Source organism: Streptomyces monticola (assembly GCF_042665355.1).
In the GTDB taxonomy this organism is placed as follows: Bacteria; Actinomycetota; Actinomycetes; order Streptomycetales; family Streptomycetaceae; genus Streptomyces; species Streptomyces monticola.
This window is the reverse complement of sequence record NZ_JBHTCF010000002.1, coordinates 374,214-387,348: the sequence shown is the minus strand read 5'-3', so window position 1 is coordinate 387,348 and position 13,135 is coordinate 374,214. Positions and strand designations below refer to the sequence as shown.

Annotated in this window: 11 protein-coding genes and 2 pseudogenes; 10 read left to right on the top strand and 3 right to left on the bottom strand. The window is 71.2% G+C overall.

Annotation, left to right across the window (positions count from 1 at the left end):
- Positions 1-3 precede the first annotated feature (3 nt).
- Positions 4-1,809, bottom strand: a complete 1,806-nt coding sequence (locus ACFQVC_RS07200) for an oleate hydratase (RefSeq protein WP_381827753.1) — start codon at positions 1,807-1,809, stop codon at positions 4-6.
- Positions 1,810-1,976: 167 nt separating this feature from the next.
- Positions 1,977-2,558, bottom strand: coding sequence for a TetR/AcrR family transcriptional regulator (locus ACFQVC_RS07195; RefSeq protein ID WP_381827751.1), 582 nt, complete (start codon positions 2,556-2,558; stop codon positions 1,977-1,979).
- A gap of 106 nt (positions 2,559-2,664) precedes the next feature.
- On the opposite strand from ACFQVC_RS07195, the gene ACFQVC_RS07190 reads away from it, so the two are divergent.
- Positions 2,665-3,531 (top strand): SCO6745 family protein, encoded by an 867-nt coding sequence (locus tag ACFQVC_RS07190; RefSeq protein ID WP_381827749.1) that lies wholly within the window; start codon positions 2,665-2,667, stop codon positions 3,529-3,531.
- Positions 3,532-4,023: 492 nt separating this feature from the next.
- Complete coding sequence (rho, locus tag ACFQVC_RS07185; protein WP_381827747.1) at positions 4,024-5,292, top strand: transcription termination factor Rho; 1,269 nt, start codon at positions 4,024-4,026, stop codon at positions 5,290-5,292.
- 76 nt (positions 5,293-5,368) lie between these two features.
- Here the strand turns inward: rho and ACFQVC_RS07180 are convergent, their stop codons facing one another.
- Positions 5,369-5,950: a TetR/AcrR family transcriptional regulator gene (locus ACFQVC_RS07180; RefSeq protein ID WP_381827745.1), complete on the bottom strand. Its 582-nt coding sequence runs from the start codon at positions 5,948-5,950 to the stop codon at positions 5,369-5,371.
- Positions 5,951-6,275: 325 nt separating this feature from the next.
- On the opposite strand from ACFQVC_RS07180, the gene ACFQVC_RS07175 reads away from it, so the two are divergent.
- The 8 genes and pseudogenes from ACFQVC_RS07175 (at position 6,276) to ACFQVC_RS07140 (ending at position 13,116) form a co-directional block, all read left to right on the top strand.
- The gene (locus ACFQVC_RS07175) at positions 6,276-6,614 is read left to right on the top strand and encodes an ABC transporter permease family protein (RefSeq protein WP_381827743.1); all 339 of its coding nucleotides are present in this window, start codon (positions 6,276-6,278) and stop codon (positions 6,612-6,614) included.
- 12 nt (positions 6,615-6,626) lie between these two features.
- A complete protein-coding gene (locus tag ACFQVC_RS07170) occupies positions 6,627-6,965 on the top strand; it encodes a carbohydrate ABC transporter permease (RefSeq protein WP_381828291.1) in 339 nt (112 codons plus the stop codon).
- A gap of 75 nt (positions 6,966-7,040) precedes the next feature.
- On the top strand, positions 7,041-8,558 hold the full coding sequence (gene arfA, locus ACFQVC_RS07165; protein ID WP_381827741.1) for an arabinosylfuranosidase ArfA: 1,518 nt from the start codon (positions 7,041-7,043) through the stop codon (positions 8,556-8,558).
- 65 nt (positions 8,559-8,623) lie between these two features.
- Entirely contained in the window at positions 8,624-9,832 is a 1,209-nt protein-coding gene (locus ACFQVC_RS07160; protein ID WP_381827739.1) for an exo-alpha-sialidase, read from the top strand.
- Positions 9,833-9,933: 101 nt separating this feature from the next.
- A complete protein-coding gene (locus tag ACFQVC_RS07155) occupies positions 9,934-10,323 on the top strand; it encodes an FhaA domain-containing protein (RefSeq protein WP_381827737.1) in 390 nt (129 codons plus the stop codon).
- 128 nt (positions 10,324-10,451) lie between these two features.
- Positions 10,452-10,778 carry a plasmid stabilization protein gene (locus ACFQVC_RS07150; RefSeq protein ID WP_381827735.1) on the top strand — a complete coding sequence of 109 codons (327 nt, stop codon included), beginning with the start codon at positions 10,452-10,454 and terminating at the stop codon, positions 10,776-10,778.
- A 167-nt stretch (positions 10,779-10,945) separates the two neighbouring features.
- Positions 10,946-11,594 (top strand): annotated as a pseudogene (locus ACFQVC_RS07145) (HAD family hydrolase); the annotation flags it as partial.
- 56 nt (positions 11,595-11,650) lie between these two features.
- A pseudogene (locus ACFQVC_RS07140) lies at positions 11,651-13,116 on the top strand (aminotransferase class I/II-fold pyridoxal phosphate-dependent enzyme).
- The last annotated feature ends 19 nt before the right edge of the window (positions 13,117-13,135 follow it).

Sequence of the window (13,135 nt, the reverse complement as noted above, 5' to 3'; positions counted from 1 at the left end):
GCCTCACCCGGAGCCGTCGCCCTTGAGGCCGTCGCCCTTCAGGCCATCATCCTTGAGCAGATCGAACTCCTCCAGGAGCGCTCCGATTTGCGTGGACTCAAGGCGGTGCAGCAGGCGCTTGCGTACGAACTCGGGGCCCGGGAGGGTCAGTTCGGCACCGTCGCGCAGTCGGCTGGTGGCGGCCAGCAACGCCCGTACGTCGTAGGTGGAGTTGAAGACCTCGGGCACACCGCGTTCGACGTCCAGAAGCCGGTAGGCGGCCTCCATTCCCGTGCGCACGGAGTACTCGGTGGTGAAGATCGTGTCCCGGGTGGTTTCGGCGAACTGGCCGATGAAGGCGAAGTTGACGGCGCCCTCGGGCACCACATCGGGGCGGTCGCCCGCTCGCCGGGGCGCGAAGAACGCCGTGACGTACGGCATCATCACCGGGACGCACCGGGCGCCGGTCTCCGCGAGTTCGGGGATCTCGTCCACGGGAACACCGAGGTGGTAGAGCCACTCCTGGGTGATCTCCGCGCCGGTGCACTCCTGCATCGGCTTGCGCACGTAGTCGCCGGGCCGGTCGACGAAGAGGGAGTAGAGCCAGACGACGATCTGGTCCGGCGGCTGCTGCTTGAAGTGCGGCTGCCGGTTGACCGTCCAGCTCATCAGCCAGGAGGAGTCCCTGGCGGTGACGATGCCTCCGGTGACGACCTTCCCGCTGAAGGGGTCCCGCTTGGCGATCTTCTGGATGTGGCGCGGGATGCGGGGGTCCAGGGTGGTGACCGTCGCCGACTCCCACTTGCTCTCCTGGATGTTCCCGCAGAACACCTCGGGGCGTCCGAAGGACGGGTCCTTGGCGGCGATGCGCCGCCACAAGTCCCAGGCAGGCGCGGGCCCTTCGTCCAGACGCGCCGCGGTGTGATGGTCCCCGTTGTCGGAGTTCTCGGTGAGCGAGCCGATCGTCGCGCAGACCAGATCGTCCTCGCCCAGGTCGACACCGCCGTCCTGGCCGTCGGCGGTCCAGTGGATACGGGTCGCCAGTTTGCGTCCGGGCGCGAGGTCGAAGTCGATGTCGGTGACCTCGGTGCCGAAGCGGAAGGTCACGCCCTGGTCCATCAGCCAGCGCGTCAGGGGCAGCACCATGGACTCGTACTGGTTGTACTTGGTGAACTTCAGCGCCGACAGATCCGGCAGCCCGCCGACGTGATGGACGAAGCGGTGCAGATACAGCTTCATCTCCAGCGCGCTGTGCCATTCCTCGAAGGCGAACATGGTGCGCCAGTACAGCCAGAAGTTGCTCATCAGGAAGTCCCGGCCGAAGACCTCGTTGATGCGCTTGCCCTCCAACTCCCCGCGGGAGGCGAGGAAGATCTTCACGAGATCCTTCTGCGCACGGTCGTTCAGGGCGAAGAGCCCGTCGGTGCCCGCGTCCTGGCCCTGGCGTTCGGTGACGCGCTGCAGTGAGGAGTTCGGGTCGTCCTTGTTCAGCCAGTAGAACTCGTCGAGGACCGACGCCCCCTCGACCTCGAGGGACGGAACCGAGCGGAACAGGTCCCACAGGCACTCCATGTGGTCCTCGAGCTCACGGCCGCCCCGGATGACGAAGCCCTTCTTCGGCTCCTTGATCCCGTCGAGCGCTCCCCCGGGCAGCTTCAGGCGCTCCAGGATCGTGATGCGTTCGCCGGGGACCTGCGCGTCGCGTACGAGGAAGGCGGCACCGGCGAGCGAGGCGAGCCCGGCTCCCACGAACCAGGCGGTCTTCCGGTCGGCTCCGGCCGGCTTGCGGGGCCGCGCGAACGCCTCGTAGTTCCCGTTGCTGTAGTACACGCGCGCTCCCTCGCTCACCGAACCGGCCCTGCCATGGCAGTTCCATTCACCTCTTGCGCGCCGCGCCCCGCACACCGCCGGGACCGAACGGGTGGCACCGCGGCCGCGCCGTCCGCCGCGGAACGACGGCCGCTTGTCGAACTTGAGAGGGGTGGCCGCAGCGGAGATCAGTGAGGCGGCTCGGAATCCGTGCCGAACAGCAGCGCCGCCACGGCCCGGAAGGCCTCGGCCGGATCACGGTCCCCGACCGGCCCCGCGAGTGAGCCGCTGAGCAGCAGGGTGGCGAAGCCGTGGGCCAGTGACCAGGCCGCGACACCCGCGAGCCGGGCGTCGTCGCCGCGGCCCGGCTCCGAAAGGCCGGCCACCCCCTGCCGCAGCCGCTCGCCCGCACGGGAGCGGGCCCGCACCAGGTCGGGGTCGTCGGCGTGCACCAGGTCCGGGCGGAACATCACCTGGAAATGGGCCGCGTGCCGCTCGGCGAAACGGACGTAGCCCACGCCCATCTCGCGGATCTCCGCGGACTCGGCGAGCGACGCCGCGAGCAGGTCGTACCCTTCGGCCGCGATGGCGGTGAGCAGTCCGGCGCGGTCCTTGAAGTGATGGGCGGGCGCGGCGTGCGAGACGCCGGCACGCCGCGCCAGATCGCGCATGCTCAGGGCGCCGGGACCGCTCTCGGCGATGACGTCAAGGGCGGCCGCGATCACCGCTTTCCGCAGGTCCCCGTGGTGATAGCTGCGCGCTGCGTTCATGGGGCCCAGCGTACGCAGAATCTAGTCATTGACAAGTTCGCGGCACGACGCGCAATCTAGCCACTGTAAAGATTGGTGGCAGGCGACCCAGGACGAGGAGTCCGACATGACCGTGGAACCGAGCAAGGCCAGGCAGATGTGGCACCTCCTTGAGCCCCTGCATGCCGTCCTCTACTACGCGCCGGAGAGTTTCGAGGAGGCCGGAAAGCTGGGGTACGGAACGCGGGAGCGCTGGCCCAGCTACGTCCCCTTCCGTGCCGCCCCCCTGGGACCCGCGAGCCCGGCGCTGGTCGCGGCCACGTTCTACAGCTTCAGCCCGCGGATGGTCACCGAGTACATGGCGGCCGCCTGGGACATCGCCTCGCCCGCAGAGGTCCTCGCCGCCCGCGAGCGTGCCGTCGACCGGGCCTACCGCTCCCTCTTCGGCGACTCGGTGCACGGGGGCGAGTTCGCCGAGGCGGCCCAACTCGCCCGGCGCGCAGCGGAGTCGGCGGATACGGCGGGCCACCCGCTGGCTGCGGCCAACCAGTCCCTGCCCTGGTCCGAACTGCCGCACGTACAGCTGTGGCAGGCCGCGACGATCCTGCGCGAGCACCGCGGCGACGGCCATCTGGCCACGCTGGTGACGTCAGGGCTCGACGGCGTGGAGGCGCTGGTCTCCTTCGCCGCGATCGGCGCCGCGCCGGAGCAGACGTTCAACAGCCGCCGGTGGAGCCCCGAGCAGTGGGCGGCGGCCCGCGCACGTCTCGGCGCGCGCGGCCTCCTGGCGGCGGACGGCACGGCGACCGAGGCGGGCCGGGCACTGCGCCAGGAACAGGAGCGGCGCACCGACGAACTCGCGGCGGGACCGTGGGAGGCCCTCGGCGCCGAGGACACCGAACGGCTCTCCGGCCTGCTCGGCACACCATGGGTCACGGTGATCGGCTCGGGTCTTCTGCCGCGGGAGACGACCCTGGGCATCGGCAAGGTGTAGGGCCCCGTCCGCCGCTGCGCGCCAGCTGCACCGCACTCCGGCGTCAGCGGCGGGCCCTGGGGCACCTGCAGGCGGTGTGCTACATTGCGGTTAGCACTTGTGTACGCCTCTTCGCAGGCGCCGGTGCCGGAATCATCTTCTTTCCCTCTGCACCCTGTACCGCTGACGCGGTATCGCTGATGCGCCCTCTTCTTCCGTCTCTCTGACGACCGGCGATCAGATCCAGCACTACTCGATTCCCCGGCACCCTCTGCTTCCCGGCTTCCCGGCTTCCCGGCTTCCCGGCTTCCCGGCTTCCCGGCTTCCCGGCTTCCCGGCTTCCCGGCTTCCCGGCTTCCCGGCTTCCCGGCTTCCCAAGTGTCCGGCTGCGGGCCCTCTTGCCCGGGCGTGATGTCACCGCCCGCGCCGAGCGCCGCAGCACACCATCCGCATGCCTTCTGTGCGCATGCCACATGCCCCTACCTGCGCATGTTTCCGAAAGGACTCCTCATCATGACCACCACACTTGAACACCCCGCAACCACCGAATCCACCATCACCACCACCACCGCCGACACCGCCACTGACACGGCCACAGCCACCGACACGGCCACAGCCACAGCCACCGCCACCGACACCGGCACCGCGAATTCCGTACCCGCGCAGCGGCAGGCCTCGTCGCACGCTCTCGCCGGGATCCTGGACCTGCCCCCGAAGGGACCCGGCTACCTGCGTGTGCAGGGCTGCCTGGCCGGATCCAAGGACGTACAGGTCTCCGCCGCGCTGATCCGCCAACACCGGCTGCGCAAGGGCGACTTCGTCGAGGGCGTCGGGGCGAAGCCGCGCGTTCTCGACCGCATCGAGCAGGTCAACGGCCGCCCGGCGCAAGCGCTCCGCGGACGGCCGCACTTCGGTGATCTCACCCCGCTCCATCCACAGCAGCGGCTGCGCCTCGAACACCCGGCGGGCCCGCTGACGACACGGATCGTCGATCTCGTCGCCCCGGTCGGCAAGGGCCAGCGCGGCCTGATCGTCGCGCCGCCGAAGACCGGCAAGACGGTGCTGCTGCAGCAGATCGCGGCAGCCGTCGCCGCCAACCACCCCGAGTGCCATCTGATGGTGGTGCTCCTCGACGAACGGCCCGAGGAAGTCACCGACATGGTGCGCTCGGTACGGGGCGAGGTGTTCGCCTCGACCTTCGACCGGCCCGTCAAGGAACACATCGCGCTCGCGGAACTCGCCGTAGAACGCGCGAAGCGCCTGGTCGAGCAGGGTCAGGACGTCGTCATCCTGCTCGATTCGCTGACGCGGCTGTGCCGGGCGCACAACAACGCCGCCGGTTCCGGGGGCCGCACGCTCTCCGGGGGCGTCGACTCCGCCGCGCTCAGCGGACCCAAGCGGTTCTTCGGGGCCGCGCGGAACACCGAGGAGGCCGGCTCCCTGACCATTCTCGCGACGGCTCTGGTGGAGACCGGGTCCCGCGCCGACGACTACTTCTTCGAAGAGCTCAAGAGCACCGGAAACATGGAGCTCCGCCTCGACCGGTCGCTCTCCGACAAGCGGATCTTCCCGGCCATCGACATCACCTCTTCCGGTACGCGCCGCGAGGAACTGCTGTTCCCTGCCGCCGAGTTGAGCGCCACGCGCGGACTGCGGCGGGCACTGGACTCCCGCGGCGGCGGCCAGGCCTCCCTTGAAGTGCTGCTCGACAAGCTCCGCCGCACACCGGACAACGCGACTTTCCTGCGCGAGATCCAGGGCACGGTCCCCGCGACGTCGTAACCCCGCCCGGCACACCGTCCGGCCTTCCTGCGGTGTCCGGCCTTCCTGTGGTGTCCGGCCTTCCTGTGGTTTCCGGTCAGCGCCCGGGGCCGAGCTCCGCGTCGATCGCCCCCTGCAGCAGCGCGCGGGCGCGCCCCCGCTCCAGGGAGCCGCTGTGCCAGCGCTCGCTGAGGCCTTCCACCAGTGCGGTCAGTCGCTCGGCGACCGCGTCCGGATCGGCGTCATGACGTGCGGTCCCTGCGGCCTGCGCCGCCCGTACGAGGTCGGCGATCTCCCTGCACCAGACCGTCGTCGCCTCGCCGAGGTCCTCTCTGAGGGCGGCGTCGAAGACGGCGCTGGCCCGCAACTCGCCCCAGGCGATGCTGTTCTCCCGCACCTCGTCGCTGTCCTGGAGTTCGAGGAGCAGCCGCTGTTCGAGCTCGCGGCGCGGGTCGTCGGGCGTTGCGACGGCATCGGCGTCCGTATAGGAGCCCGCCCGGTCGCTGACGAACTGCAGCGTGCGCCCGACCAGACCGGCCCGGTCCTTGAAGTGGTAGTAGATCAGCGCCGTGGAGACCCCCGCCTCGGCCGCGAGCTTCTCCACCCGCAGACCGCGCACCCCGTCGCGGGCGATGACCCGCACCGCCGCTTCCAGGATCGACACTTGCCGGTCGGCCATCTCGGCTCGCTTCACCTTCACTCGTACTCCCAGGCCCCGGCACGCACGCGTCGCGCGACGCCGCGAGGCCTCTGACTGCATTTTCAGTCAATACGCAGGATATCGAGCCCGTCGACCCGGTGCGGCGCGGCGGTCCTCTCCGCGTGTACCCCGCCGCCGGTGCCGGTGAGGTCACCGGGCGTGATCGAGCCTGATCTCCTCGCAGCCCCTGCTGCTCTCTTCCCGCATCAGCCCCTGCGCTGTCCCGCACAGGCCCTGCCGCTCCCCCGCATCAGCCCCCGCTGCTCTCCCGCACCACCAGTTCGTACCCCGCGGTGATCCTGCCGTGCGGGGCCTCCGGGTCGCCCCCACCCTCGCCGCCTACGGCGAGATATTCGACGCGGGCAAACTGCCCTACTGGTACGCCAACAGCTTCATCACCGCCACCCTCACCACCGCGCTCACGGTGCTCACCGCCTCGCTCGCGGCGTTCGCCCTGTCCCAGGCGCGCTTCCGGCTGCGCCGCGCCGCGTTCGTGCTGCTGCTGGCCGGGCTCATGATCCCCGGGCAGGTCCTGATGATCCCGCAGTTCCTCGCGCTGCAGTCGGCCGGCCTGCTCAACACGTACTGGGGTGTGGTCCTGCCCCAAGTGCCCAATGTGGTCGCGGTGTTCGTCTTCAAGTAGTTCTTCGACGGCATCCCTCGCGAGCTCATCGACGCGGCCCGCGCGGACGGCGCCGGCTGGCTGCGGACGTACGCACAGATCGTGATGCCGGTCTCCCGGCCCGTGATCTCCGCGGTGACGATCTTTGTGTTCGTGGGGGTCTGGAACAACTTCCTGTGGCCCCTCCTGGTCGTCACCGACCCGGAGATGATGACCCTGCCCGTCGGACTGAACTCCGTCCAGGACGTCTTCGGCGTCCCCTACGCACAGCTGATGGCCTCCGCCGTGCTCGCAGCGCTGCCGCTGCTCGCGGTCTTCCTGCTCTTCCAGCGCCGCATCGTCGAAGGCATCGCCGGCACCGGCCTCAAGTAGCCGTTCCCGTACGGCAGTTCACGCCACCCGTCAGTACGCCCGCACCCTGTCGCCCTCCGAGAAGGGCCCCCGCACATGCCGCACACCGCACGGTTCGTCATCGACCCCGAGTTCGCCGTCGGCGACGTGGACCCGCGTCTGTACGGAACCTTCGTGGAGCACATGGGGCGCTGTGTCTACACCGGCATCCACGACCCCGGGCACCCCACCGCGGACCCCGCCGGTTTCCGCGGCGACGTCGCCGACCTGGTCCGGGAACTCGGCACAGGCCTGGTGCGCTACCCCGGCGGCAACTTCGTCTCCGGCTACCACTGGGAGGACGGCGTGGGTCCCGCCGCCGACCGCCCGCGCCGCCTCGACCTGGCCTGGCGCTCGATCGAGACCAACCAGGTCGGCACCAATGAATTCCTCACCTGGGCCCGGCAGTTGGGCCTGGAGCCGATGATGGCCGTGAACCTCGGCACCCGCGGCATCGACGCCGCCCGCGCCCTGGTCGAGTACTGCAACCACCCCGAGGGCACCGCCTGGTCGGACCTGCGCATCAAACACGGGGTGCGCCGGCCGCACGACGTCAAGCTGTGGTGCCTCGGCAACGAGATGGACGGACCCTGGCAGACCGGGCACAAGTCCGCCACCGAGTACGGACGCCTCGCCGCCGAGGCGGGCAAGGCCATGCGCCAGGTCGATCCGGCCATCGAACTCGTCGCCTGCGGCAGCTCCAACGCCGGCATGGCGACCTTCGGCACCTGGGAAGGCGAAGTCCTCGAGCAGACCTACGACGAGGTCGACTACCTCTCCCTGCACGCCTATTACGAGGAATTCGACGGCGACCGCGCCAGCTTCCTCGCCTCCGGCGCCCACATGGACCAGTACATCTCCGATGTCGTCGCCACCGCCCACCATGTGCGCGCCGTGCGCCGCGCCAAGAAGCACATCAAGCTCTCCTTCGACGAGTGGAACGTCTGGTACGCGGCGCGCTTCCCCGGCGAGCGCAACCTCGCCACCGCCGAGACCCCGCGTCTCATCGAGGACACCTACAGCGTCACCGACGCGGTCGTCGTCGGCTCCCTGCTCATCACGCTCCTGCGGCACGCCGACCGGGTCGCCGTCGCCTGTCTCGCCCAGCTCGTCAACGTCATCGCGCCGATCCGCACCGAACCGGGCGGCGCCAGCTGGCGCCAGACCACCTTCCACCCCTTCGCCCAGGCCGCCCGCCACGCCCACGGCCGGGTGCTGCGCACCGAGAGCTCCGGGCCCCGCATCGAGACCGCCCGCCACGGCGAGGTGTCCGCACTCGACTCCGTGGTGACCTACGACGAGGACAGCGGGGCCCTGACCGTGCTCGCCGTCAACCGGGACCAGTCGCGGCCCCTGCATCTGGCGGCGGCGCTGCGCGGTGGCGCGGCGGGATACCGCCTCGTCGAACATCTCGTCCTGTCCGACGACGACCACGACGCCGTGAACACCGAGGCCGAGCCCGACCGTGTCGTACCGCGCCGGGCACGGGGCACAAGCGTCACCGCCGAAGGGACCCTGGAGGCGCAGCTGCCGCCGGTGTCCTGGAACGTGATCCGCCTCGCCCCCGCCGTATAGCCCCCACCTGCCCACCGACCCCATTCCCTACGAGACCGTCCCCCCCCTCACCCCTGGAGCGTCCGATGTCGGCACCGACCCGCGCACCCGCACGTCTGCTCCGCCCGACCGCCCTCCTCGTCCCGCTGCTCACGCTGCTCGCTCTCCTCGCGGCCCTGCTCACCGCGCTCACCCCGGATGCGGACGCCGCCACCGGCACCCCGCTGCGCGACGGCACCGCCCTGTACCCGAGGGCCGTCCGCCTCGCCCACACCCCGGGCGCCGAGGGTCGCGTCCTCGCCTCCGTCGTCACGTTCTCCGGCAACGACGGGATCGGCGCCGTCCACGAGAGCACCGACGACGGGCGCAGCTTGCGCGAAGTGGGCACGGTCCGTGACCCCGACGCCGCCGGCGGCCAGGGCCTGTGCTGCGCGACGCTGTACGAACTGCCGCGCCAGATAGGCGACTTGCCCGCCGGAACGCTGCTGTGGGCGGCGTCCGTCGGGCAGGACGAGGCGAACCGGCGGATGGCCCTGCGCGTCTTCAAGAGCACGGACGTGGGCCGCACCTGGAGTTATCTGTCCACCATCGCCACCGCACCGAACGACCGTGGCCTGTGGGAGCCGGAGTTCTCCGTCGACGCGTCCGGCGCGCTCGTCGCCCACTACTCCGACGAGACCGACCCCGGCCACAGCCAGAAGCTAGTGGCCGCGCGCACCACGGACGGCCGCACCTGGACCGGGCACCACGACACGATCGCCAGCAATCCCGCCTCCGACCGGCCCGGCATGGCGGTGGTCCGCAAGCTCGGCGACGGCACCTACTTCATGTCGTACGAGATCTGCGCGGCCGCGGGCCAGTACGTGTGCGTGGTGCACTACCGCACCTCGTCCGACGGCTGGAACTGGGGGGATCCCGCGCACCTCGGCTACCGGCCCGAGACCGCCGACGGCAAGTACTTCAAGCACGCCCCCAATCTCGCCTGGGCGCCCGAGGCGGGCAATCCCAAGGGCCGGCTGTTCCTGATCGGGCAGGTCCTGCACAACCGCGACGACAGCCGCGCCGAGGGCAGCGGCCGCACCGTATGGGTCAACAGCGCGGGCGGCGCCGGGCCATGGCGGGAGATCCCGGCCCCGGTGGCGGTGGAGTCGACGGTCGTGGACCACTGCCCCAACTACAGCTCCAGCCTGCTCCCTTCGGCCGACGGCAGCAGCCTCCTAGAGGTGGCCACCGACTGGGACGGCGGTGTCTGCCGCGCCTGCTTCGCCGCGGGAGCGGTGCCGCCCGGCCGGTGATGCCGTACGGACGGTGCTGCGGCACGGACAGTGGCCTGGGGCGCGGCGGTGCCACTCGTCCGGGCGAGTGTGCCCGGGTCCGGAGCGGGCAAGGTCGCTCGATGAGAATGATCACCGATCTTCGAGCGGCGGTACGGCGTGGGGGCGCCGCCCTGTGGAGCCTGCTGGCGCCCCGGTCGCGCCAGCAGGCCGAGATCGTCGCCGGCCTGTGCAGGGAGTGCGACGCCCGTGTCCGCGCCGGGGCCGCCACGGAGCACTCCGTCGCCCCGAACGCGTTCCTCGTCGACCTGCCCTCGCTCAGCCACCGTCAGCTCACGGCGACCGGCGGGTATCTGCCGCGGTATCTGGCCGCCGAGGTCCGCCGGCACGCGAACAAGCGGGGCTATGTCTTCACCGGGCCCGTGGGGATCGTGCTGCGGCCCGCGGACGGGGGCCGCACCGGCAGGTTCCGGATCCGCAGCCGGGTGGTGCCGGTGCGCCTGCCGAGGTGAGAAGACCCGCTCGCGTGCCGGGCCCCGAGCGGGACCTCGCGGTTTGAAGGGGCAGGTGGGGGGCACGCGGAAGACTCCCCGCCCCGCAGCCGGCGGAGAGCGGAACGGCGGAGAAAGGTGCAGCCACCATGCCCGCAGGATCGAACAAGAAGCGCGAGCGGCAGTACGAGCACGTCAAGGAAGGCGCGCAGGAGCGCGGCGAGTCGACCCGTCGCGCCGAGGAGATCGCCGCCCGCACCGTGAACAAGCAGCGCGCCCGCACGGGTGAAGCGCGCCGGGCGAGCAGGACATCCACGCAGGACCCGAAGTCGGCCCCCCAGCGGGGCGGCGAGCGCTCGCACTCCGGGGCACAGGGACCGACCAAGGACCAGCTGTACGCGGAGGCCAGGAAGCGCAACGTGAAGGGGCGTTCCTCCATGACGAAGCAGCAGCTTCAGAGCGCCCTCGGACGGTGACTTCCCCCGCGGCCGCCGGGCGAGCCGCGTGCGCCGCGTGAGCGACCGATGGGCGGTCTGCGGTGGCGCGTGCGCCCTGCCGCCAGTAGCCAGGAAGGGACCGTGAGGGTACGGCCCTTTCGCGGACCCGGCCGGTACGGACGTACGGCAGAAGGCAGCAGCAGGGCATGGCACGCGCGGCGCTCTTCGACGTGGACGGCACGCTCGCCGACACCAACCATCTGCATGTCGTCTCCTGGTGGGAGGCGTTCCGGCAGGCGGAACACACGGTCGCGATGCCCGCGATCCACCGGGCCGTGGGGCTCCCGTCGGAGGACCTCATCGAGCAGCTGCTCGGCGGACCGTGACCGCGGCCAGGACGACACGATCAGCGCCGCGCACAAGGCGCTGTACGGCCAGTACTTCGACCGGCTCATGGCCTTCCCGCGGGCCGGCGACCTCCTTCGCGCCCTGGCGGCGGACGACTGGCGGATCGTCCTGGTCACCTCCACCGGCGGGCCCGAACTGACGGCCCTGCGCCGGGCGATCGACGCCGACGACGTCATCCACGAGACGGCGAGCGCCGACGACGTGTCCGAGGGCAAGCCCGATCCGGAGCCGGTCGAGCACGCGCTCGAACTGGCCGGGGTCCCGGCCGAGCGGGCCGTCTTCGTGGGCGACAGCGTGTGGGACATGAAGGCCGCGGCCCGCGCCGGTGTCCGCCCTGTCACCCTTCTCTCGGGCGGCATCCCCCGGGCCGACCTGGCGGAGGCCGGTGCGGACGCCGTCTTCGCGGACCCCTGCGACCTGCTGTCCCGCCTGGCCGACAGCCCCTTCGGCGACGGAGCGTCCTGGTTGCCTTCGGCACAGGAGGGGAACTCCTCGCCCATGCCTTGGACCACAACCGAGCCCCCGTCCTGGAAGCTCTCGCCCGCTACCGCAAGGACGGACAGCTGGCCTTCACCCCGCCGGGACACAAGCAGGCCCGCGGCGCCGACCCCGAGGTCCGCGAGATCCTGGGCGACGCGGTCTTCCACGGTGACCTGCTCGCCTCGGGCGGCCTCGACGACCGCCGGATGCGCAGCAAGGTCCTGGTGCGGGCCGAGGAGCTGATGGCGGACGCCGTGCACGCCGAGCACACCTTCTTCTCCACCTGCGGCAGCTCCTTGTCCGTCAAGGCCGCCATGCTGACCGTGGCGGGACCGCACGAGCAGCTGCTGATCGGGCGGGACGCGCACAAGTCCGTCGTGTCGGGACTGATCCTGTCCGGCATCGAGCCGGTCTGGGCCGACCCGCGCTGGGACGCGCGGCGCGGCCTCGCCCACCCGCCCTCGGCCGCGGACTTCGAAGAGGCCTTCGCCGCGCACCCGGACGCCAAGGGAGCACTCGTCACCAGCCCGACGCCGTACGGCGGCAGCGCCGATCTGCGCGGCATCGCGGAGGTCTGCCACCGCAACGGCCGCGCTCTGATCGTCGACGAGGCGTGGGGCGCGCATCTGCCCTTCCACCCCGAACTGCCCTCCTGGGCCATGGACGCCGGTGCCGATGTCTGTGTGACGAGCATCCACAAGATGGGCAGCGGCCTGGAGCAGGGTTCCGTCTTCCATGTCCAGGGCGAGCTGATCGACCCCCGGGCTCTGCAGGCGCGCGCCGCCCTCCTGGACACCACCAGCCCGTCCACGCCGATCTACGCCGGACTCGACGGCTGGCGCCGCCAGATGGCCCTGCACTGATATGAACTCATGTCGGGTGCCCTGGAGTTGGCCACGGAGGTGCGTGCCGCCATCGAGCGGATCGACGGCCTGCACGTCAACGACCGCGCCGACTTCTGCGGCCCGGGGCTCGCGGACGCCTTCGACCCGCTGCCGGTGGTCGTCGACGTCAGCGGCCTGGGTACGACGGGCTACCGCGCCGCGGACCGGCTGCACGAGCGCCGCGGCATCGACACGCATCTGGCGGACCACCGCAGGATCAGCGCGCAGATCACCCACGCCGACGACCGGGAGACCACCGGCGCACTGCTCGCGGCGTTGCGCGATCTCGCCACTGCCGCCCCGCAGTTGAGGCCGGCACCGCGGGTGGACGTGCCCACGCCCGCGGAGCTGCGCCTGAGCAGAGCTGCCTGCCCCGCGACGCCTTCTTCGGCGCCACCGAGGACGTACCGGTCGCGGAGGCCGCCGGGCGTATCACCGCGGAGATGATGACGCCGTACCCCCCGGGCATCCCGGCGGTCCTTCCCGGCGAGCGCCTCAACGAACCGGTCCTGCGCTGTCTGCGCACAGGCCTCGCGGCCGGGATGAACGTGCCGGACACCGCCGACACCACGCTCACCACGGTGCGGGTGGTCGCCGAAACCTGAGTGTGCACCCGCCGTGGCG

Bases quoted from the DNA above. Each gene is read 5' to 3' on its own strand.
- arfA (WP_381827741.1), top strand. From the start codon at position 7,041: ATGCCGCACACCGCACGGTTCGTCATCGACCCCGAGTTCGCCGTCGGC.
- ACFQVC_RS07180 (WP_381827745.1), bottom strand. From the start codon at position 5,950: ATGGCCGACCGGCAAGTGTCGATCCTGGAAGCGGCGGTGCGGGTCATC.
- rho (WP_381827747.1), top strand. From the start codon at position 4,024: ATGACCACCACACTTGAACACCCCGCAACCACCGAATCCACCATCACC.
- ACFQVC_RS07195 (WP_381827751.1), bottom strand. From the start codon at position 2,558: ATGAACGCAGCGCGCAGCTATCACCACGGGGACCTGCGGAAAGCGGTG.
- ACFQVC_RS07160 (WP_381827739.1), top strand. From the start codon at position 8,624: ATGTCGGCACCGACCCGCGCACCCGCACGTCTGCTCCGCCCGACCGCC.
- ACFQVC_RS07155 (WP_381827737.1), top strand. From the start codon at position 9,934: ATGAGAATGATCACCGATCTTCGAGCGGCGGTACGGCGTGGGGGCGCC.
- ACFQVC_RS07190 (WP_381827749.1), top strand. From the start codon at position 2,665: ATGACCGTGGAACCGAGCAAGGCCAGGCAGATGTGGCACCTCCTTGAG.
- ACFQVC_RS07150 (WP_381827735.1), top strand. From the start codon at position 10,452: ATGCCCGCAGGATCGAACAAGAAGCGCGAGCGGCAGTACGAGCACGTC.